The sequence below is a fragment of the Cohaesibacter celericrescens genome (assembly GCF_002866925.1).
Classification (GTDB): domain Bacteria; phylum Pseudomonadota; class Alphaproteobacteria; order Rhizobiales; family Cohaesibacteraceae; genus Cohaesibacter; species Cohaesibacter celericrescens.
The window spans coordinates 77,540-99,652 of sequence record NZ_PKUQ01000054.1; the positions used below are offsets into that span (position 1 = coordinate 77,540).

General features: G+C 50.4%; 19 protein-coding genes. 7 read left to right on the forward strand and 12 right to left on the reverse strand.

What is annotated here, in order from left to right:
- Positions 1-29: 29 nt before the first annotated feature.
- Positions 30-2,057 carry a peptidoglycan L,D-endopeptidase MepK gene (mepK, locus tag C0081_RS20805; protein ID WP_245418011.1) on the forward strand — a complete coding sequence of 676 codons (2,028 nt, stop codon included), beginning with the start codon at positions 30-32 and terminating at the stop codon, positions 2,055-2,057.
- Between the two features lie 198 nt (positions 2,058-2,255).
- Here the strand turns inward: mepK and C0081_RS20810 are convergent, their stop codons facing one another.
- Positions 2,256-3,656: an outer membrane beta-barrel protein gene (locus C0081_RS20810; protein WP_180966990.1), complete on the reverse strand. Its 1,401-nt coding sequence runs from the start codon at positions 3,654-3,656 to the stop codon at positions 2,256-2,258.
- Positions 3,657-3,954: 298 nt separating this feature from the next.
- On the opposite strand from C0081_RS20810, the gene C0081_RS20815 reads away from it, so the two are divergent.
- The 3 genes from C0081_RS20815 to C0081_RS20825 all read left to right on the forward strand — a co-directional run bounded on the left by C0081_RS20815 (position 3,955) and on the right by C0081_RS20825 (position 6,835).
- Positions 3,955-4,944, forward strand: coding sequence for a KpsF/GutQ family sugar-phosphate isomerase (locus C0081_RS20815; RefSeq protein ID WP_101535664.1), 990 nt, complete (start codon positions 3,955-3,957; stop codon positions 4,942-4,944).
- Positions 4,945-5,166: 222 nt separating this feature from the next.
- The gene (locus C0081_RS20820) at positions 5,167-5,937 is read left to right on the forward strand and encodes a MotA/TolQ/ExbB proton channel family protein (RefSeq protein ID WP_101535665.1); all 771 of its coding nucleotides are present in this window, start codon (positions 5,167-5,169) and stop codon (positions 5,935-5,937) included.
- A gap of 43 nt (positions 5,938-5,980) precedes the next feature.
- Entirely contained in the window at positions 5,981-6,835 is an 855-nt protein-coding gene (locus C0081_RS20825; RefSeq protein WP_101535666.1) for an OmpA/MotB family protein, read from the forward strand.
- A 76-nt stretch (positions 6,836-6,911) separates the two neighbouring features.
- Here the strand turns inward: C0081_RS20825 and C0081_RS20830 are convergent, their stop codons facing one another.
- Both C0081_RS20830 and C0081_RS20835 read right to left on the reverse strand, forming a co-directional pair.
- Complete coding sequence (locus C0081_RS20830) at positions 6,912-7,376, reverse strand: NfeD family protein (protein WP_101535667.1); 465 nt, start codon at positions 7,374-7,376, stop codon at positions 6,912-6,914.
- A gap of 44 nt (positions 7,377-7,420) precedes the next feature.
- Entirely contained in the window at positions 7,421-8,395 is a 975-nt protein-coding gene (locus tag C0081_RS20835) for an SPFH domain-containing protein (RefSeq protein ID WP_101535668.1), read from the reverse strand.
- Between the two features lie 421 nt (positions 8,396-8,816).
- Here C0081_RS20835 and C0081_RS20845 point away from each other — a divergent pair, with 421 nt between their 5' ends.
- The 3 genes from C0081_RS20845 to arsH all read left to right on the forward strand — a co-directional run bounded on the left by C0081_RS20845 (position 8,817) and on the right by arsH (position 10,841).
- Complete coding sequence (locus C0081_RS20845; RefSeq protein ID WP_101535670.1) at positions 8,817-9,479, forward strand: response regulator; 663 nt, start codon at positions 8,817-8,819, stop codon at positions 9,477-9,479.
- 101 nt (positions 9,480-9,580) lie between these two features.
- The gene (locus tag C0081_RS20850; RefSeq protein ID WP_101535671.1) at positions 9,581-9,946 is read left to right on the forward strand and encodes an ArsR/SmtB family transcription factor; all 366 of its coding nucleotides are present in this window, start codon (positions 9,581-9,583) and stop codon (positions 9,944-9,946) included.
- Positions 9,947-10,091: 145 nt separating this feature from the next.
- On the forward strand, positions 10,092-10,841 hold the full coding sequence (arsH, locus tag C0081_RS20855) for an arsenical resistance protein ArsH (protein ID WP_101535672.1): 750 nt from the start codon (positions 10,092-10,094) through the stop codon (positions 10,839-10,841).
- A 114-nt stretch (positions 10,842-10,955) separates the two neighbouring features.
- Here arsH and C0081_RS20860 read toward each other — a convergent pair whose 3' ends face one another.
- The 9 genes from C0081_RS20860 to C0081_RS20900 form a co-directional block, all read right to left on the reverse strand.
- Positions 10,956-12,194 (reverse strand): phenylacetate--CoA ligase family protein, encoded by a 1,239-nt coding sequence (locus C0081_RS20860; protein ID WP_101535673.1) that lies wholly within the window; start codon positions 12,192-12,194, stop codon positions 10,956-10,958.
- A gap of 15 nt (positions 12,195-12,209) precedes the next feature.
- Positions 12,210-13,028 carry an ABC transporter ATP-binding protein gene (locus C0081_RS20865; RefSeq protein ID WP_245418012.1) on the reverse strand — a complete coding sequence of 273 codons (819 nt, stop codon included), beginning with the start codon at positions 13,026-13,028 and terminating at the stop codon, positions 12,210-12,212.
- A gap of 123 nt (positions 13,029-13,151) precedes the next feature.
- Positions 13,152-14,471: an ABC transporter substrate-binding protein gene (locus C0081_RS20870; RefSeq protein WP_101535675.1), complete on the reverse strand. Its 1,320-nt coding sequence runs from the start codon at positions 14,469-14,471 to the stop codon at positions 13,152-13,154.
- Between the two features lie 110 nt (positions 14,472-14,581).
- A complete protein-coding gene (locus tag C0081_RS20875; RefSeq protein ID WP_101535676.1) occupies positions 14,582-15,658 on the reverse strand; it encodes a branched-chain amino acid ABC transporter permease in 1,077 nt (358 codons plus the stop codon).
- Between the two features lie 3 nt (positions 15,659-15,661).
- Positions 15,662-16,570 (reverse strand): branched-chain amino acid ABC transporter permease, encoded by a 909-nt coding sequence (locus C0081_RS20880; protein ID WP_101535677.1) that lies wholly within the window; start codon positions 16,568-16,570, stop codon positions 15,662-15,664.
- A 46-nt stretch (positions 16,571-16,616) separates the two neighbouring features.
- The gene (locus tag C0081_RS20885; protein ID WP_245418014.1) at positions 16,617-17,375 is read right to left on the reverse strand and encodes an ABC transporter ATP-binding protein; all 759 of its coding nucleotides are present in this window, start codon (positions 17,373-17,375) and stop codon (positions 16,617-16,619) included.
- 62 nt (positions 17,376-17,437) lie between these two features.
- The gene (locus C0081_RS20890) at positions 17,438-19,423 is read right to left on the reverse strand and encodes an AMP-binding protein (RefSeq protein WP_101535679.1); all 1,986 of its coding nucleotides are present in this window, start codon (positions 19,421-19,423) and stop codon (positions 17,438-17,440) included.
- Between the two features lie 501 nt (positions 19,424-19,924).
- On the reverse strand, positions 19,925-21,511 hold the full coding sequence (locus C0081_RS20895; RefSeq protein WP_101535680.1) for a TRAP transporter large permease: 1,587 nt from the start codon (positions 21,509-21,511) through the stop codon (positions 19,925-19,927).
- Positions 21,511-22,047: a TRAP transporter small permease subunit gene (locus tag C0081_RS20900; RefSeq protein WP_101535681.1), complete on the reverse strand. Its 537-nt coding sequence runs from the start codon at positions 22,045-22,047 to the stop codon at positions 21,511-21,513. The genes C0081_RS20895 and C0081_RS20900 overlap by 1 nt, the downstream gene beginning before the upstream one ends.
- Positions 22,048-22,113 lie beyond the last annotated feature (66 nt).

The following is a 22,113-nucleotide window of genomic DNA, read 5'->3' on the forward strand; positions in this document are numbered from 1 at the left end:
CCGAACACTGACAATTTAGTGGATATCCAGTGGCCAGACACCAAGACCATCTGTCCCGGTTCAGACCTGTCAATCAGGCCAGCCAGCAATCGCCAAGCGGTATAAAATCGCCTTGGTTCGCTGCCGCTTTGGCTTGTTTGCTGATGTTTATGATGTGGTTTCCCACACAGGCAACTGCGGCTAACAGGTCCCTGACACTGTATTTCACGCATACCAAAGAAACGACAACCATAACCTACAAACGCAATGGCAAGTTTGATGCTGATGGCTTGCGCCAACTTAATCGTTTTCTACGAGATTGGCGGCGAAACGAAAGCACTCAGATGGACCCGGCCTTGTTTGATTTGATTTGGCAGGTCTACAAGGAAACCGGCGCAAAAAAACCCATTCATGTCGTCTCTGCTTACCGCTCACCAGCCACCAACAATATGCTGCGTAGCCGTAGCCGCGGGGTCGCCAAAAACAGCCGCCATACCAAAGGGCAGGCGATGGATTTTTATCTGCCTGGAGTTTCAGTCGAGACAATCCGTAACGTAGGATTGCGTATGCAAGCCGGGGGCGTTGGCTACTACCCGTCATCCCGATCCCCCTTCGTTCATATCGACACCGGCAATGTGCGCCACTGGCCGCGTATGTCCCGAAAGCAACTAGCCAAGGTTTTTCCGAAGGGCAAAACCGTTCATGTGCCACGCGATGGTAAACCCTTCTCAGGCTATAAAGTTGCCAAAGCACAAGTTGCCAAACGCAAAGCAGACATGATTCGATCATCTCGGTCTGTGCGTCGCTTCAGCCAAGTTGCCAAGGCTGCCCCAAGCACGAAAAAACCAACCAAGGTTCAACTTGCCAAACTTTCCCAGAAGCAACAGCAAGAAAAAACCTCTCTCTTACAATCTCTGCTCAATCAAAAACCCAAGCAGCCACCCAAGCCTGTTTTGAATACGCAAATCACACCGGCCCCTATCGATCTACAGGGCACACCAACGGGTGGACCATTTGCGGCGACACCAGATTCGGCGATGCCACGCCAGTTGGCCACCTTACCCAAACGCCCACAGAACCGTCCCGATCCGGCGCTCAGAGATCAGGTACCACAAGCTCCATTGCCGTCTGATGAAACAACGGCAGAGATTGCTGTCGCTCAAGCGAGCGAACAAGAAGAGCAGCCGAAAGCTCAAGAGCCTGTGACAATGGCCTCATTGCCGCGCGCCCGTCCGGCTTCGGCCAAACAGAAACCTTTCCAACTGGCCAGTGCAGAACCAATAACAGTTCTTGATCCCATAAAGTCGCAAGTGGAAAACCAAGACCAGACAGACAAAGACACAACTGTTGCTGAGACGCCAACAAGCGGAGATACGCTGACGTTAGCCTCTTTGCCCAAAGCCAGATTGACAGCAGAAAAATCCGCCGAACGCACTTTGATCGCCCCAGAATCTGTGGAACCGGCTACAGCGATAGAGCCTGATGCGAGCGCCAGCGCTGTCTTGGCCAGTATGACTCAAAGTAAACCAGCAGATGACAAAGACCAACCGTCCAATCGTTTTGCCTATGCTGCGTCAGATGAAACCTTTGTGGCGGCCTTGCCCACACAGCGCCCACGCGCACGGTTACAAAAAGAGCTAAATGAATTGGGTGTCGCCTCCCTCCCCCAAGACGCCAAACGCACCCAACTGGCAGGTTTGACAAGCCCTTTGTTGACGCCCCCTGAAGCAACCGCCAACACACTGGCAGCACTTCCTCGTACAGCACGACCGGCTTCTTCTTCTGTTGTAACCAAAACGCCGGCCCCACAACAACGCAGCCAGTCGAATCAAATGGCCAAACTGACTTTTGCCTTTGGGCCATCAGGAATGGCGCATTTTGCCCATATGAAGCAATCCACCAAAACGGCAACCTTCGCGCGGTTATCCCGTCCGATCCCGGCCAATCTGCATGGCTTGGTTAGCAAGCCGACAAGCATGATCGAGCAAACTTTCAGTCATCAGACTAGCCAACAGATTGGTGATGCCCATTTTGCTGGAGCAGCCATTGCACATATGGCCGTGCGTAGCTTCAACTAATCCCTGCCTTGCCAAACCATTTGCATATGGCTGTGACGCGCCCCGGCATCATCGGCATATAGCAATGCGATATTCCAATCAGAATCTAATGGTTCAGATCTCTAGATACCCGTTCAAGGGTGGAAGTGTATTTAATATTTGAATGACTTATTACGCGCCTTCAAGAGCATGAGGAATTCAAACATTTGAGCCTATTTGTTAGCGCTGGAATTTCAGAGTTAGGCCAGCTTTGTTTTCTGAATATTCCGAGCCAATTTGTGTGCTATTGCGGCGCTCATGACCAACACTTGCTATCAATTGTGAATATCGATTGAACGAATATTCGGCGCTTAATGTTCCATCGAATACACTATCCCGTCGGCCAATTCCATTATAGACTTCACGCGACAGCGTAGTGCTTGCACCCAGATCCAGATTGTCGCGCACCGCATAGCTGGCTGAGAAACTGGCCGTATAAGTCGCAACACTCGTCGCTCCCGTCGAGCTTGATGTCAAATCGGTTTCAAGCCCGCCAGTCAAGGACCACAAAGCATTGGGAGACCAAGTCAAGCTGGCATCGGCGAATAACATAGAATCCCCCTCCTGCCCGCTAATTTTGGGTCGCCACGATATCAGACCGATGGAGGCTTCACCCGAAAGCGTTTCCCGATTGTTTACCTCCAAACCAATTGAACCACGCAAGCTGTCACCATTCTGGGTGTTGGTGCTCTGCCGATAGACCTTGCGACTCATCTCCAGATCAACAAAGGGAGTGACCTGATCGGTCAGCGCAAATCCTGTGCGCCCCCCAAATGTGAAGGTTTGGAAATCCCGCGTGCTATCTTCCTCATAAGACTCAGCGGCCATAGCACCGCGCAACTGAAAGCGGAAAATACCTGCCCCCTGATCGAGCACAGCTCCGGTGGAAAAAGTAGACTGAATCTCGGCTGTTCCACCCGATGCGACAAGCTCCACACTGTTGGCAGCCTCACGCTCTTGCTGCGCACTGCCCGTTAAGGTCAACTTGGATTGATCAGCCAAATCCAATTCCAAGGAACCATCGATAAACTGCTCGGTATCCGGTTTTCGATTTGGTTCATTATAACCGGTCATGCCCAAACGTGTGGTTACCGACAATGCGTGTCGGCTCCAGTCGGACTCAGCACGCAATTCTAATTCAGTTGTTCCCGATTGCCCGTTCACCCCGACGCTCACATCGTCAATATTGTCCGTCGCTTCAATGGTAAAACTGATCGAAGGATACAGAACAAAGGTCCCCAGCTTGAGCCCTTGGGCCTCATAGGCATCGCTTTGGTCATCCCCATCGCGCCCTGGTCCTTGCAAAGGTTGAACGGGAGTAACAGCCTGATTGGCTGGAGTGACGGGCGCCACTGGGCCTACAGGATATTGAATACGTCCGCGCAATTGAGGCAAAGCAGTCACTGTTGTAGCCGCAGCACCAACATCAGTCGCAGTGTTCGTGGATGTTTCGGAGGCTGTTGATTGCGCTTGATCAACCAACAAATCACCCATAGCATCAGTAGATACGCTCTGTCCCCACGCAGCAGAAAGGGGTATAAAAACCCCAGCCATGAGAGTTGATGTGAGCAACAGCCGCATGTAACAAAGCTCCGAAAATAATTGGTGCCAGATCGGGCCTATCCGCTGATTGGGCCACATGACACATGCGCGGTCTATGCACTGACGGGCTTCACAAAATTTAAAGGTGCCGCAGAGCACAGACAATCCTTTCCAGATCGTAAACAAGTTTGGTTAACAACTCCTTGTCAAACAAACAGCAAGGCTCGCGTAAACATTCCTATTCACCTTTTGTCAGGCCAGCTTCAGTCACCTCTTTCATAGAGCGGCGCTTTGGTATAGAAGTCATTCAAACAACCCCCACACAGCAGGATACCGAATGTCGACGCAATTGGACTGCGAAGTTATTTCGCCCATTCAATCCGCCCATTACACCATCGACAATGAAATTTCAGGCCTTCAGGCCCTGAAACTGGCCTTGGACGGTTCGCTCAAAGAACCGTTTGAGAAGGCGGTGGCGACGATCATAGGGGCCAAGGGGCGCCTGATCGTAACCGGCATGGGCAAAAGTGGCCATATCGCACGCAAACTGGCCGCAACCCTTGCTTCCACTGGTACGCCCGCCTTTTTTGTGCATCCGGGTGAAGCCAGCCATGGCGATTTGGGCATGATCCGCGACGTAGATGTCGTATTGGCAATGTCTTGGTCAGGCGAAACCGCCGAGCTTGCGAGCATCATTTCCTACACCCGACGCTTTAAAGTACCTCTCATTGCCATGACCTCTAAAGAGACGAGCACTTTGGCAGAACAATCTGACATCGCGCTATGTATGCCCAAGATCAAAGAAGCCTGCCCCCATGGCCTTGCACCTACCACATCGACCACAGTGCAGTTGTGCTTGGGCGATGCCTTGGCCGTTGCCCTATTGGAAAGCCGTGGCTTCACACCAACTGATTTCAAAGTTTTCCATCCCGGTGGTAGCTTGGGTGCCAATCTGCAATATGTACGCGACCTGATGCACAAGGGCGACCAAATGCCATTGACCGGCATCGATACCCGCATGAGCGAAGTCATCTTGATCATGTCGCAAAAGGGCTTTGGCTGTGTGGGCATTACCGATAGTGATGGCAAACTTGTCGGCATGGTGACAGACGGCGACTTGCGCAGACACCTATCCGATGACCTGCTGACAAAGTCCGTAAGAGGCGTCATGACTGAAGGGCCAAAAACACTCTCTCCCGACACGTTGGTCCCTGCTGCCATTGAAACAATGAACAGCTCCTCTATTACAGCAATTTTTGTGATTCAGGATCACATGCCAGTGGGGCTGCTCCATATGCATGACATTCTTCGCATTGGCGCGGCTTAAAGCATAGAAATTAGGATCGCTCGCGGTCCTAATTTCATACCGCTAATATGATCACACGCCATAACCATTTGTTATCCCTTTGGTAACCCTAACTAAAATTCCTTCAGATTCATCGTATTTCTGCCCATTCATTAGCAATCCATTAGACCTGATTTCATAAACTGCCTGAGACAAGAAAAGACATCGGACGCAAGATCCGAGATCTGGAACAGGAAATCAGCAATGGATATTGCAACTCTCATTGGTATGGTCGCATCCTTCGCCGTCGTTCTTACAGCTATTTTGCTGGGCGGCACCTTGGGTCAGTTTGTCGACATTCCCTCTGTCCTCATTGTGGTCGGCGGCGGTCTATCCGCAACGCTCATCCGGTTCACATTGGGTGGTATCGGCGGGGCGATTGTTACCGGTGGTAAAGTCGCCTTCAGTGGCAAAAGCTCCAATCCTCGCGATATGATCGAAAAAATCACAGAGCTTGCTGACGTGGCCCGTAAAAGTGGACCTCTCGGACTCGAGAATGTTGAAGTGGTCGATCCCGTTCTAGCCAAAGGCGTCCAGTTCATCGCTGATGGCTATGAGCCAACATTCATTCGTGAAAGCATGGAACGAGAACGCGACCTCTATATCGAACGCCTGCAAGAGGGCAAACGCTTTTATAAACAATTAGGAGATGCAGCACCGGCATTCGGCATGATCGGAACACTCGTTGGTCTGGTACAGATGCTCGCCGCTATGGATGATCCAGCCGCGATTGGCCCTGCGATGGCTATTGCGCTGTTGACCACACTGTATGGCGCTTTGATTTCTAACGTTATTTGTATCCCGATCGTCGACAAACTGGACGCCAAATTGGACGGGGAAGACCTCAATCAAACGCTTATCATCGATGGTGTGATGCAGATCCGAGAGAATAAAAGTCCCAACCTGATCCGTGAAATGCTAATTGCCTATTTGCCGGAAAAAGCACGCGCCAGCTTGCAGGATGAAGCTGCCTGATCGCAGCTTGGATAGTTTGAAATTTTAAGAAAAGAGCAAAGCAATGGCAAAGAAAAAACAACAAGGCGGAGGTGGTGCACCTGATTGGCTCGTAACATTTGCTGATTTGATGTCGCTGCTTGTCTGCTTTTTCGTTTTAATCATTTCTTTTTCCATTCAGGACAATGAAAAATTGCAGGTTGTCGCAGGCTCCATGAAAGATGCATTCGGTGTCAAACCGGTGATGCGTAAGGCAGGCATGATTGAAATCGAAGGCATGCCCGTCCGTGAGTATGTCAAGGAAGTCGCAGCCGTAGCACAAGAGAACGATTCCGAATTTGCGCAAGAACGCCATGACCAGCGCAGCAAACAAGGCCCCGAAGCAAACACCCACGATATCGAAAAAACTCAAATCGAAAAACCGCGCATGTTTGCCACTGCCGCAGCATCCTTGCGTCAGGCTTGGCAGGAATTGCCCGAAATCGCCGAAATCTCGAAGCATATTATTATCGAAGAAAACGAAGACGGACTGAACATCCAAATGGTCGATCAAGACGGGCGTTCGATGTTTGCCGAGGGCTCAAAATATCCCTATGACTTCACGCGCCGCCTACTCATCGCGATGGCCCCCGTGCTGGCCCGCATGCCAAACCGCGTCAAGATTTCAGGCAACACCACAGCGTCCAACGTGCCGGTCAATTCTGGATATACCGGCTGGGAACTATCATCGGATCGCGCCAATGCAGTCCGCGCAATCCTGATGGAGCATGGTCTGCCCGCAGATCAACTTTTTGCGGTTGTGGGTAAAGGGGATACAGATCCGTTGTTCCCCAACGATCCCTATCTGGCAGCCAATCGGCGCATAACAATCTTATTGATGTCCGAGGAACCGCCGCTGCCCCCGACCCATCAGCCTTGATGCGCAGACCAACCGAATAAAGAAAAAGCAAAAGCCGGCTTAGTGCCGGCTTTTGCTTTTTAAATTATCCCTCACCTCACTGAGATGGCTCTACATCCAAGATAGTTCCGTCACTACCGGTCACAACAACCTTGCTACCAGCAGGACAATCGAGGCCCCTGACACGCCAGTAACTATCATTGACTTTAACCCGCCCCTGTCCATTTTCAATCGGCTCATCCAAATGGAAAGAGCGCCCCACCAAGGCTAAGGCTCGTTGATTGAGCAAGGGTTGATCACTCACCGAGCCCCCACTCCGTTTGAGAAGCATCCGCCCCACAATCACAGAAACAAGCGACAAGACACCAAACAGAATGAAGGCGAACTGCCAACCAAAATCAATAACAAAGCTGATACCACCAACGACAACTGCAGCAACGCCAAACCAAAGGAACATGGTGCCTGGAGCTGCAATTTCCAAAACCAGTAGAACCAGCCCAAGGATCAACCAGAACCAAGGCCAGGATGAAGGGCCAAGGTCTGTAAAAAATTGCTGTATCATCTCACTCTCTTTCTCTCAATGGATGCCCATTTCCGTTCCTTGGATTATTGTTCATCCTTGACAGTGGGAACGCGGGACGCGCGTTTGGAATTGACAATATCCTTGCCAAACGCTTCTTTGCTCAACTCGCCAATGCCGCCAAGAGCACCAAGGATAGAGGTGGCTTCAATAGGCAACATGATAACTTTCTGGTTCGGCGCCTTGATCACTTCACCCAGCATGTCGACATATTTGGTCGCAACAAAATAATTGACAGCCTGAACATCACCCTCAGCGATGGCTTTACTGACCATTTGCGTCGCTTTGGCTTCCGCCTCAGCAGCACGTTCACGGGACTCAGCATCCAAAAACGCAGCAGCACGTGCACCTTCCGCCTGCAAAATACGCCCCTGTTTATCACCTTCAGCGCGCAAAATTTCAGATTGGCGAGACCCTTCAGCTTCAAGAATAGAGGCGCGTTTTTCGCGTTCCGCTTTCATCTGGCGCCCCATGGCTTCAACCAGATCCCGAGGGGGATTAATATCCTTGATCTCAATACGTGTGATTTTAATGCCCCACGGTGCAGCCGCTGCATCCACAACACCCAGCAAGCGGGCGTTGATCTCATCGCGATTAGATAACAACTCATCAAGATCCATCGACCCCATCACTGTACGGATGTTGGTCATCGTCAGGTTGAGCAAAGCATTTTCCAGATTATTGACTTCATAAGCAGCGCCTGCTGCATTCATCACCTGATAAAAGGCAACACCATCCGACGTGATGGAAGCGTTATCACGGGTAATAACTTCCTGGCTTGGCACATCCAAGACCTGCTCCATCATGTTCAAACGGGCACCCACGCGGTCAATGAAAGGGACGATAATCGACAGGCCCGGTTTCAGGGTGCGTGTATAAGCCCCAAACCGTTCAATCGTAAAATTATAGCCCTGAGGTACAACCTTGATACCTGCGAGCAAAATGAGAATGAATAGAACCACCAGAACAATGGCAACAATATCAAATCCAACGAAATTCATAGGTTAGTCTCCCTTCTTGGTTCGAAATGTCTGATACAGACTGAATGTTATCCAGCCGGTCTCAACACAAATACAATTGGGATTGTAAAAAGTCAGAGCCATAAAACCCTTGGTATCAAACCACCAAAGGCCATTGGCAAAATCATGCCCCATCAAGTCAATATGGTGCTTGTTACGACCAAGCACAATTACATTTCAACAGCTATTCCTAGTTCGTTTGAGGCAAGACTTAGGCATAAACGCCAAAACCGACACGCCCAAGCATTTGATCCTGCGATAAAAGCAGCGACCGCTTATAGCTGGACATAACCGTATGTCAGCAGCATACATCTCATTTACCTATTTTTCAGTCATTTCTGTCAAATTTGTTTGGTTAGGGATTTGGGAAACCTGACATAAAATTCCGCGATGGGGACCACTGATGTTGAGAAAGATCCAGCATGGCTCGGCTATACTTGTAGACCGAAATGGGTATCAGCTTAAAATGCTGCGCACTTTGCTGCGGTCATCTGGTTTCAATCGTGTCACAGAGTTTGACGATATCGAAACCGGTTTGAATGAAGCTGGAAGATCTCATCCGGATTTTTTGTTCGTCGATTTTGATACCGCCCAGCATTCAGAGCTTTTGCGCGGTCAAAAAAACCTTCGCCGTTCCTATCTCAGCCCGAATACCCATCTTCTCTTTCTGATGCAGAATCCAACCCGAAAACGAGTTATAAAGGCCATTACATGCGGAGGAAGTTGGGTGGTCTCTCGTCCCTTCTCACCGACCAGCCTCAATCGGCGTATCCGTGCCATATTGGATCAAGATTATGGCGTAGCCCTCAAGTCACTCAAACAGTCAGCCAAAAAGGCGACGCCTAAACCAGCGCAAACCGCTAAAGAAGACCTGACTATGAAAGAACTGGCACGTCAAATGGATAATTTGCTCAAACAGTCTAAATTTTTCAAAGACGGGCAATGGGGTAATAACAGTCAAAACCGCAAGGAATTGCTCTCTAAATTTGAAAATCTGGAATCAGAAGCCCAATCGCGCCAAAGAAAATCAAAGACTGAAACTGACGAAGACATTTTCCTCATTTAGGAATAGTCTTCTCACGGTTTGCTGCACTCTATGCCAGAGAAAAAAGCGCTAACACACATATTATACTTGCCTAACTCTGAAACATCAATTATTCATGATATATGGATAACGCCCAAGCAACCACAGCATTTGCGGCACTCAGCCAACAAACAAGGCTCGATGTCTTTCGCCTTTTGATTAAGGCCGGGGCCGACGGTCTCTTGTCTGGAGAAATGGGTGAGATCCTAGCTGTGAAGCAAAATACAATGTCTACAAACCTCAATATACTTTTGCGTGCGGGATTGATCCGCAATCAAAGACATGGACGATCTGTGCGCTATTTCGCAGATATGCAAGGCATTGGCGGCCTTATTGACTATCTACTGCAAGATTGCTGCGGTGGAGCACCGGACCAATGCAAGCCGATCATCAGTACAATATGTGGACCAAACACCAACGCATCAAAAACACAAGACAAGACTGAATAGCGCCCATAAAGAACCACGCTGGTGATCATCGGAAGACAGGCATTCACGCGATTGTCGCGGATTTTCTCAATATATCCCCAAGGCGTCAAAACAGAGGGCGAAGAAGCAGGCCCGATTGATACCACATGCCAAGGTAAATAAAATAATGAGCCCCATCAACATTGACCTTTCCAACTCTGATTTCAATGCAAGGGACCATTTGGCAGACCCAAGCCTGTTGCATCCCATCGATCACAGCTATTTGGCAGGACCGGACGATCCGGGCCATGCCCCGCGCATATTGTTGTTGTATGGTTCTCTGCGTAAACGTTCATTTTCTCGCCTCGTCGCCGAAGAATCAGCCCGCATCTTGACGCAACTGGGTGCAGACACGCGCATTTTCAATCCCTCAGGTTTACCACTGCCTGATGACACCGATGCTGACCACCCCAAAGTGCAGGAATTACGAGCCCTCGCTTCTTGGGCAGAAGGCATGGTCTGGGTGTCTCCCGAACGCCACGGCGCGATGACCGGCATCATGAAAGCCCAGATCGATTGGATACCTCTGTCTCTGGGCGCCGTGCGTCCTACACAGGGCAAGACACTAGCTCTGATGCAGGTAGAAGGCGGATCTCAAAGCTTCAACGCAGTCAACCAAATGCGCATATTGGGGCGCTGGATGCGGATGATCACCATCCCCAACCAGTCCTCCATTGCCAAGGCCTTCACCGAATTTGACGACAAGGATCGCATCAAACCATCCCCCTATTACAACCGCATTGTCGATGTGTGCGAAGAGCTGATGAAATTTACATGGATGACTCGTAGCCGCTCAGACCATTTGGTCGACCGCTATTCTGAACGCGTTGAAACAGGTCAACAATTGATTGATCGTGTGAATTTGAAAAAAATCTAAAGCCTGTCAGCACTCGCATTATAAGCCTGTGAACCGATATAGCGAAGAAAGTCCGCGAGAGTATCCCGCGGGCTTTGTTTTGACTTTACGGTCCAATTAGACTTCTATCTGGCTTCAAGTTGAATAGTCTCGTTCATCAGCGATCACCTTGCCATCGTTTGGCAGGCTTCCCAACGGTACAAGCTGAACGCTACCACCGATTTTAGTCACCTCACGCAAAGCGACAGTCAACTCCATGACAAAAGCGTCGTCTTTGCCGTCGGCTTCGGCCTTAAGCACCATAACATCTTGATCCTGTTGCCGAGAGACTTCTAGCCGCACCTTGCCAAGAGCGTCAAAGCGTTTAACCAAACTGTCCATCTGAGCGGGATCAACAAACATGCCCTTTATCTTAGTGCGTTGATCGGCGCGGCCCATCCAGCCCTTGATTCGCATCGCCGTGCGCCCGCAGGAGCTCTGGCCGGGCAATATGGCAGACAAGTCTCCCGTTGCAAAGCGGATCAACGGGTAAATATCGCTAAAGCAGGTCACCACCAGTTCCCCCACCTCTCCCGGCGTAACGGGGTCTCCCGTTCCGGGGCGCACAATTTCGACAATCACATCTTCATTGACCAACATGCCTCCATGCCCGAGGCTCTCATAGGCAATGATTCCCAGATCAGCTGTTGCATAACACTGTGAAGTCGCAATGCCGCGCCCCTGATAGGCCTCACGCAGTGCGGGAAAAAGAGCCCCACCCGATACCAAAGCCTTTTTAAAACTATCCAACGAGACTCCCATCTCATCAGCCTTGTCGAGCAACAATTTAAGATAATCCGGCGTGCCGACATAAACGCAAGGACGCAAAGCAGCAATGGCCTCGATTTGGGTTTCTGTGTTGCCCACCCCTGCGGGAAAAACAGCGCAGCCCAAAGCCCGCGCGCTCTCATCAAGAATGAACCCACCGGGTGTCAAATGGTACGAGAAAGCGTTGTGAACAATATCGCCCGGTCGCAATCCAGCGGCATACAAAGCCCGCGCTCCGCGCCACGGATCAGCAGCCAGCCCTTGCGGCTCCCAGATTGGGCCCGGCGACATAAACACGCGGCCATAATCAGCAGGCTGCCCAACAACAAAACCACCGAACGGTGGGCTTTCTTGCTGACTTGCAAACAAATCTGTTTTTCGTAGAATCGGAAACTTGGCAAGTCCCTGCCGATCGATAAGACTTGCCGGATCATTGTCCTTCAAATGCAGCGCCCAACCCGGAGCACATTCCTTGGCCTTGGCAACCAGCGCAGGCAGGCGTGCGAAAAGGCGCCGCTCACGAGCGTCCGGATCTTGTAAATCCCGGTCGTCATAATAATCAGACATGGAAAGCTCCATTGCTCAAGCCAGCCAGCGTTTGCGGCGCTTGTAATGCTTCACATTGCGGAAAGACTTTTGACCGTCCCCGCCAACACCCAAATAAAATTCTTTGACGTCCTGATTCTCGGCCAAATCCTTGGCCGCCCCGTCCATCACGACACGTCCGCCTTCCAGAATGTAACCATAAGAGGCATAGCGCAGAGCAACAGATGTATTTTGTTCGGCCAAAAGGAAAGAAACCCCCTCGTTGACATTGAGCTTTTTGACAATTTCAAAAATCTCTTCCACCAACTGAGGAGCCAGCCCCATAGAAGGTTCATCGAGCAAAATCATTGAAGGATTGGCCATCATTGCCCGACCGATAGCACACATTTGCTGCTCACCGCCCGAAGTGTAACCGGCTTGGCTTTTGCGGCGTTCCCGTAAGCGAGGGAAATAGTCATACACCATTTCAAGATCGCGCTTGATAACGGCAGCCCCTTCTTTACGGGTATAGGCGCCGGTCAACAGGTTCTCCTCAATTGATAGATGGCCAAAACAATGCCGCCCCTCCATAACCTGAATACAGCCGCGTCGGACCAGATTGTTCGGCGACAAGGCCTGAACTTCCTCGCCCAAGAATTCGATTGAGCCTTTGGTCACGTCTCCGCGCTCAGCACCCAGCAAATTGGAAATTGCTTTTAGGGTCGTAGTCTTGCCCGCACCATTGGCCCCAAGAATGGCGACAATGCCACCACGAGGAACCGTAAGCGACACGCCCTTGAGCACAAGGATGACGTGATCATAGATGACTTCAATGTTATTCACCGATAGAATGGTTTCGTTGTTCACATCACTCACGGCACTCTCCTCCCTGACAGGCACATCAGGCTTTTCGGTCGTCTTTTGATTTTTATGATTATTTGGCCGTGCCCCAGAGCAAGCTCCGCGACACGGTAAAGGCATATCTCACATCAAGCGCAATTAGTTACACGCACGTTCTGTGATGCCGTTTTCTTTGGCATAGGCTTCAGAATCAGCCTTGATCAATGGCGCGGTGACATCATCCATTGGCTCGACAAAATCACTGATGATAGCCCATTTTTTGGCTTTTGCATCCCATTGCTGAACGGCAATACTGGATGGCCCACGGTGATCGGCGCACGTCACATTCACCGGACCGGTAAAGCCAGCCAAGCCCAACTCGGCCCATTTATCAGCAGAAATTTCCAGATGTTCAAAACCGTCTTTTACCATTTCAGCGGTGACCTGATCAGTCCCATGGATTTCCATTGCCTTGCGGATGGCTTCGGCAACAAGAACGCCAGCATAAACCCCACGATTGTAATGGGTCTCACCAATACGAGATTCAAAGTCAGCATCAACAGCTTTACCTTTGCCATAAACGTAGGTCTTGATGTCTTTGTGCAGCGGGAAGTCAGCACCCACGTTCACAAAATTGACGGCTTTGTAGCCATGTGCGTCATCACCAGCAGGCAAAACGTCATTCTCGCCACCTGACCACCAAACACCAACAAATTTCTCCATGGGGAAACGAATGGATGCAGCTTCCTTAATAGCAACTTGGTTCATAACACCCCAGCCCCACATGAAGACCCAATCAGGGCGCCCACGCCGGATCTGCAACCATGTTGCTTTTTGCTCTTGACCAGGGTGATCAACAGGCAAAAGTGTCAGTTCAAACCCAAGCTGCTCAGACAGTTTTTCCAAGGTCCGGATAGGCTCTTTGCCATAGGCAGAGTTATGATAAACAAGCGCAATTTTTTTGCCTTTAAGCTTATCAGCGCCGCCTTCCGTATCGATCACATGCTTGACTGCAACGGTGGCACCATCCCAATAAGTGGCGGGTGGGTTGAAGACATATTCAAAGACTTTCCCATTGCTTACAGATGTTCGGCCATAGCCGATAGTAACAAGTGGAATTTTATCCTGTGTCACTTTTGGGATCAGCTGATAGGTGATGCCGGTGGACAGCGGCAAATATGCCAATGCACCAGACCCGATATCTTTGGTCTTTTCATAGCATTCCACACCTTTTTTGGTGTTGTAACCGGTCTCACAAGGCACAACCTTGGCCATAACACCATTGATCCCACCATCACGCTCATTGAGCAGAGCGAAATAGTCAGCATAACCGTTAGCATAAGGAATGCCACCCGGAGCATAAGGTCCGGTTCGGTAATCAAGGGAAGGCAAAATCAATTCATTCGCCATGCCAGCCACAGGAGCCAGCAAGGAGGCTGCCAAAACACCGGCGACCATTTTTGCTTTAAACATCTTCATCTTTGTTCCTCCAATAATAGTGCCTGCCTGCTTGTTTTTATAAAGGTCAGGCACTCCTCCAGAATATAAGCTCAAGCGATGAGCTGGGGCAGCCCGCCCCGCACATTTGCTTAATGCGGGAATGGCCAAATTCGTAGTTTTTCCTTCAAGATCTGCCACAAGCGCGCCAGCCCGTGAGGTTCAACAATCAGGAAGAAAATGATCAGAGCACCCATCAACATGATTTGAAAATGCTCTGACATAGCGGTGGACAGGCCAACCGTGTCCACCATGAAATTTTTGAATGCAATCGGGAAAAGCCAAAGGAATGCGGCCCCCAAAAAACTCCCCAAAATGGTCCCTAGTCCGCCAACGATGACCATAAACAAAAGAAGGAAGGACTGGTCGATGCCAAAGGCTTCTGTCGGTTCGGCAGCTCCCAACCAGACCCCGAAATACAGCGCGCCTCCCATGCCGATCAAAAAGCTGGAAACAGCAAAAGCCATCAGCTTGGTGGTTAACGGACGCACCCCGATCAACTCCGCAGCAATATCCATATCGCGAATAGCCATCCATTGACGACCGATACGGCCACGGACAATATTTTTGGTTACCCAGGCAGCCAACGTCACAAAAATCAGACAGAAGAAATACTTATACAGAATTGGCGTGCTAGAGCCGGTCACATCAATGAAGAAGGACGAGCGCGTCGGTGCCGTGATCTGGCCCGTAGCGGAATAATTGTAGAACCATTCCACCTTGTTAAAGAGCCAGATAATGAAAAATTGCGCCGCAAGTGTCGCCACCGCCAGATAAAAGCCCTTGATACGCAAGGATGGCAGGCCAAAAAGCGACCCGACAACAGCCGTAATCAAGCCCGACATCAGCACAACAACGGCAAAATCCAGCCCGGGGAACGATGTCATCAACTTGAAGGACGCATAGGAGCCCACCGCCATGAACGCCCCTGTACCAAGAGAAATCTGACCGCAATAGCCTACCAGTACATTCAGCCCCAACGCGATGAGGGAATAAATCAACAACGGCACAAAGATAGCGTTGCCCCAGTAATCATCGATAAAGAAGGGAACAACCAAATAGGCCACAGCCAAAATCGCCATGATGCCGTAGCGGTCCTGCCGTATCGGAAATATCGCACGATCGTCGGTATAGTTGGTCTTGAATTGACCTGTTTCGCGATAGAACATCTGCTAAACCCTTTCGATGATCTTTTCGCCGAACAGACCCTGAGGCCGGACCAGCAGAAAGGCGAGTGCCAACATATAAGCAAACCAGTTTTCAACGGCGCCGCCAACGAACGGCCCCATATAAACTTCGGCAACTTTTTCACCGACGCCAATAATCAAACCACCAATAATCGCGCCCGGGATCGACGTAAAACCGCCCAGTATGAGCACGGGAAGTGCTTTGAGTGCAATCAGCGACAAGGAGAACTGCACGCCTGACTTCGATCCCCACATGATCCCTGCGACCAAGGCAACGATGCCGGCAACGGACCAAACAACCACCCAAATGGTATTGAGCGAGATGCCGACAGACAAAGCCGCCTGATGATCATCGGCCACAGCGCGCAACGCGCGTCCGACGCGGGTTTTCTGGAAGAACAGAGCCAAAACTGCCACCAATATCGACGCAATGATTGCCGCGACGACTTCCAGCTTTTCGACATACAGGTTATAATTGTCGAGCAGATAGTCCGACGCACCTTGAGGCAAACCGATATCCAAAGGTTTGACATCAGATCCCCAAAGAACATCGCCCAAACCTTCAAGCACATAGGCCAGACCTATGGTCGCCATAAACAAAATGATCGGATCCTGATTGACCAGATGACGCAAAATCAACCGCTCGATCAACCAGGCAAGCAAAATCATTACGCCAGCCGCTGCGGGCAAAGCCAGCCACACAGGCAGCCCTAATTTCTCCTGCACTCCAACAAAGGTGAGCGCGGCGAACAAACACATGACCCCTTGTGCAAAGTTAAAAATGCCAGAAGCCTTGAAAATCAAAACGAAACCAAGCGCCACCAGCGCATACATAACACCAGCCATCAGGCCCGATATGACAGTCTCTAGAAAGAAGCCGAATTCCACACTCATGGATTTGCCTCCGAGTGTTTATAGTGCAAAGAAGAAGCGGAAAACATCAGTGTGACACACCCAAATAGGCGTCGATCACCTCTTGATTGGCCTGCACCTCAGCGGGCGGCCCATCACCAATTTTCTTTCCATAATCGAGAACAACCACACGATCCGACAAGTCCATAACAACCCCCATATCGTGCTCGATAAGGGCAATTGTGGTGCCGTATCGTTGATTGGTTTCGATAATAAAGCGCGACATATCCTCTTTTTCTTCAAGATTCATGCCTGCCATCGGCTCATCCAGAAGTAACAGATCGGGCTCCATCGCCAAGGCACGCGCAAGCTCAACACGTTTTTGCAAACCATAAGGCAACTTGCCGACGGGCTTGTTGCGGATATGCTGAATTTCCAGAAAGTCGATAATTTCCTCGACCTTCTCGCGATTGGCATTTTCTTCATGCAATGCCGGCCCCATATGCAGGCACTGCCACAGAAAACCGGCATTCATTTTCAGCCCGCGTCCGGTCATCACATTATCCAGTGTCGACATGCCCTTGAACAAAGCAACATTCTGGAACGTGCGAGCTATGCCGCTTTTGGCAGCTTCATGCGGCTTCATGCGTTTGCGCACTTTGCCCTGCCACATGATCGTCCCTTCCTGCGGATGGTAAAACCCATTGATGACATTCAGCATCGAGGTCTTACCTGCGCCATTTGGTCCAATAATGGCTCGAATCTCGCCCTTGAAAATATCAAAGGAAATATCGGTGATCGCCTTCACGCCGCCAAATGACAGCGAGACATGCTCAACAGCCAGCATCACCTCGGGGTCTTGATTGTTGTCTGCAGCCCTCAAATTTTCATTCACATTAGCCTGATTGGTCATTCTGCGGCCTCCCCTGCCTGTTTTTCAAAGGGAAACGTTTTAGCATTGGCCAATTTGACCGTGGCTTCGATAATGCCTTTGCGGCCATCCTCATAGACCACTTCGGTCTTAGTGAATTGCTCTTCCTTGTCCCCATACAGCGCCTCAATAAGATCGGCATAACGCTCTGCAACAAACCGGCGCCGAACCTTTTGGGTACGGGTCAACTCACCGTCATCGGCATCCAGCTCTTTGTGCAAGACAAGAAACCGTTTGATTTGCGAGGCGGCCATTATGGGCTCTTTGGACAGATCTTCGTTAACCTGTTCAATATGCTCACGGATCATGTCATAGACCTGCGGATGCCCGGCCAATTCCTGATAGGAAGCGTATGCGATATTGTTACGCTCGGCCCAGTTGCCAACAGCGCTCAAGTCAACATTCACAAACACGGTCGCGTGATCACGCCCATCGCCGAACGCCACAGCTTCTTTGATATTGGGGAAAAACTTGAGTTTATTTTCGATATATTTGGGCGCAAACAAAGACCCATCGGTTAATTTCCCGACATCCTTGGCCCGATCAATAATCTTCAAGTGACCACGGTCATCAAAGAAACCCGCATCCCCAGAAAAGACCCAACCATCATGATCTTTGGTGTCTTTGGTTGATGCGTCATTTTTATAGTAGGCCACAAAAACACCGGGTGAGCGGAACAACACTTCACCATTTTCAGCTATTTTAATTTCAACATCCTTGGATGGTTTGCCAACGGTGTCGGAATAGATCTCGCCATCCGGCTGAACCGTCACAAAAATCGAAGCTTCTGTCTGACCATAAAGCTGCTTGAGATTGATTCCCAAGGACCGATAAAAGCGAAAAATCTCAGGGCCGATTGCTTCACCAGCGGTGTACCCAATGCGAATATTGGAGAAGCCAAAATTATTCTTCAATGGGCCATAAACAAAGAATTCGCCCAACCAATATTTGAGCCGGTCCATGAAGGCGACGGGCTTGCCATTGAGAATATCTTCACCGACCCGCTCAGCATGCTTGATGAAATAGTGGAACATCTGCAGCTTGAAGGACCCTGCATCTTCCATACGGATCATCACAGAGGTGAGCAGAGCTTCAAACATACGCGGTGGCGCAAAAAAGAATGTCGGTCCGATTTCTCGAAGATCCGTTTGCATCGTCTCGGCGCTTTCCGGACAGGAAATGCAATAACCAGCGACATAAGACTGACAGTAGGAGAAGAGGTGATCGCCCACCCATGCCAAAGGCAGGTAAGCAAGAACCTCGTCCGTTTCTGATAGATTTTCTGTCTCACAGGCGTTAATCGCAGAAATCATGACATTGTCATTGGACAACATAACACCCTTCGGCTTGCCTGTTGTGCCAGAGGTGTAAAGCATCACCCCGATATCACTGCCTCTGCCCAGCGCAATCTGATCCAGCCATGCAGATTCTCGGCCAGATTCGGCAGCCAGAGCCGCGCGACCCCTGTCTTGTACGGCCTCAAACGCATGCAAATGCGTTGGATCATAGGCGCGCAATCCCTTGGAATCGTCATAAACGACTTCTCTGAGCGCAGGCAGCTGATCCGAAATTTCAAGGATTTTATCGACCTGCTCCTGATCTTCAGCGATCACCAGCTTGGCGTCCGCATGCTCCAGAATATAGACCAATTCATCCGCCGCAGAATCCGCATACACGGGAACGGGCACAGCCCCCAATGCTTGCGCCGCAGCAAATGAAAAATACAAACGAGGGCGATTGGCGCCCAGAATGGCGACGTGATCACCGCGTCCAATGCCAAGCTCTGCCAGACCGATCGAAAAGGCTCGCACTTCCTCCAAAGTGTCCGCCCAAGACCATGTCTGCCAAATCCCGAGATCTTTTTCTCGCAATGCAGGCCTATCACGCCATATTTTCGCATTCCGCAACAACACGGCTGGAAAAGTTTCCAGGCGTGGCGTTACAGTCTCCTCCGCAACTGACATAGGTATTTCCTCTGTTCCCATTTTTTGGGTTATCAGTGTTTTTTGTAATCTAACGCCCAAAGGCATGGACAAATCAAGGCCTACCAAGCCTTACTAGTCGAAGGGTGAAGACCCGAAACCATCAAATTAAAAAATTTTCATATTACACAAGTAAATGATTTATAAGAATACTTTTGACTTCCGTTTACGTCATTTGTCGAAATTGTATGGCGATATCAGTGGCTTCTTGCAGCGCCACACAACGCACCACTTGTCAATTACGTAAACGGAAGACGCATTCTCATCAGCCTAGATCGAAAATGCATAGCTTAGTGAGCAGTAAGTCGCTTTGCACCCAGCCTGTGAATAACAACCAGATGCCTTGTCATAATTCCCAAAAGGCAAACTCGACCGAGACTCAACACTATTGGCGCCAGGCTGAGCCACCCTTTGCCACAAAACAAAAATGCCGGACCAAAGGCCCGGCATTTTGCATGTCAATCAGAACGATGGCTCGTCCATTTATCCATAAATCACATGAGGCAACCAAGTCGCCAAGCTTGGCAGATGCCACAGCAAGACCAGAGCCAAGATTTGGATCATCACAAAGGGTATGATGCCCTTATAGATTTGGATCGTGCGCACAGAAGGCGGAGCAACCCCTCGCAGATAGAACAGCGCGAATCCAAATGGTGGCGTCAGGAACGACGTTTGAAGATTGACGGCCATCATAATTCCCAGCCAAACAGGGCTCATTGGGTCGCCGTTTGGCATTTCCAGTTGCAGCAAAACGGGAGCAACCATCGGAACGACAACAAACACAATTTCAAGGAAATCGAGGAAGAAACCAAGAAAGAACATCAAAAGCATCACGGCAATCATGGCACCAACAGCGCCGCCGGGAATATCTTTCAGGGTTTCCTGAATCATTTCCTCACCGCCCAACCCGCGGAAGACCAGCGAGAACAGCGACGCTCCGATCAGGATGATGAACACCATGGAGGTCACCTGTGTGGTTCCCTCCATCACCGGAACAAGCACTTTCTTGCGGTAAATCCGGTAAAGAGCACTCAGGATACCAAAAGCCAACAGCAACGCACAGACCGCAGCACCAACAGTCGCAATCATGTCTGCCTGTGAAATATCATTGCGCGCAACACGCAAATCCACATTGGCAGTCAAAATCAGCATCACAATCAGCGCGATCGCCGCCAGAAATATCGGCCAACTGTGATTTTCATCCAACCGATATCCAGCCAACAGAATAGAGCCAACAGCCCCAACAGCGGCCGCTTCGGTAGGTGTGGCAATTCCCCCAAGAATGGAACCGAGCACCGACAGAATCAGGAAGATCGGAGGCAAAAGCGCATGGATAACTTCCCGAGCTGTCACACCGGGATTCTCGGCCTTGGGAATGGATGGCGCTGAACTGGGACGAATGATCGCAATGAACACCTGATAGATGATGTAGAAACCCACCAGCATCAAACCAGGAAGCAATGCCCCAGCAAACAAGTCACCAACCGAAACTGTCTCGGGAGAGAAGATCCCCATTTCCAACTGCGCTTTTTGATAGGCATTGGAAAGCTGATCTCCCAGAATAACAAGAACAATAGAGGGCGGAATAATCTGCCCGAGCGTACCGGCTGCCGCAATCGACCCACAAGCCAATTCAGGAGAATAACCACGCTTGAGCATGGTCGGCAATGATAGCAGCCCCATGGTGACAACCGTTGCGCCGACAATCCCCGTGGAGGCAGCCAGCAGGGCACCAACAATAGAAACAGCAATGCCCAAGCCACCGTGAACGGACCCAAGCATGCGCCCCATCGTATCGAGCAATTCTTCGGCCACCTTGGACCGTTCAAGCATGACACCCATGAAGACGAACAGCGGCACCGCCAACAAGGTCTCATTGGTCATCGTTCCAAAGATACGCTGCGGCAAGGCCGACAAAAACGACATATCAAAGACACCGACCAACCAGCCAATCAGAGCAAAGGCCAGCGCAACACCTGCCAAGCTAAAAGCGACAGGAAAGCCGAGCATCAGAACAACACAGGCAGCGCCAAACATCGCCAAATCGAGAGAATGTGCAAGTGCTTCCATCAGTGATTTCCTCCGATCTGCATGCGACGCAATTCAACTTCGTCGCCTTGCAACGCAGCCCACGACCGAACGGCCATCACAAACGCCTGCAACCCCATTTGCACAGCAAACCCTATAATCGCACTCTTGAGAAGGAAGCGCGCCTGAATACCGGATGTTTCCTGACTGCCTTCCAAAATCGACCAACTGTTGGCCACATAGGCCCAAGAAACATAGATAATCAAAATGCAGAAGGGCATCATCAAGAAAAGCGCCCCGAACAGATTAACCTTAGCCTTGGTACGCGGACGCGCCTCACGATAGAAAATGTCAACCCGCACATGGCCTTCTTTGGAAAAGGTATAAGCGGACGCCAGCATAAACAGAAAGGCGTGCAAATAAATAATGAGCTCTTGCATCCAAATAGAGCCAACACCAAACACGTAGCGCATCAACACCACGGAAAATTGTATGAGAACGATGAAAAGGGTAAACCAGGCAAGTCCTTTGCCCGATGCCACATTGACCCGATCAATCAGGTCCGCGAGTGCACGCATTTATCAAACTCCTGTCCCACCCTGCCCTGACGCAACCGCGGTTAACAACCAAGCCAAAGGCTCTCT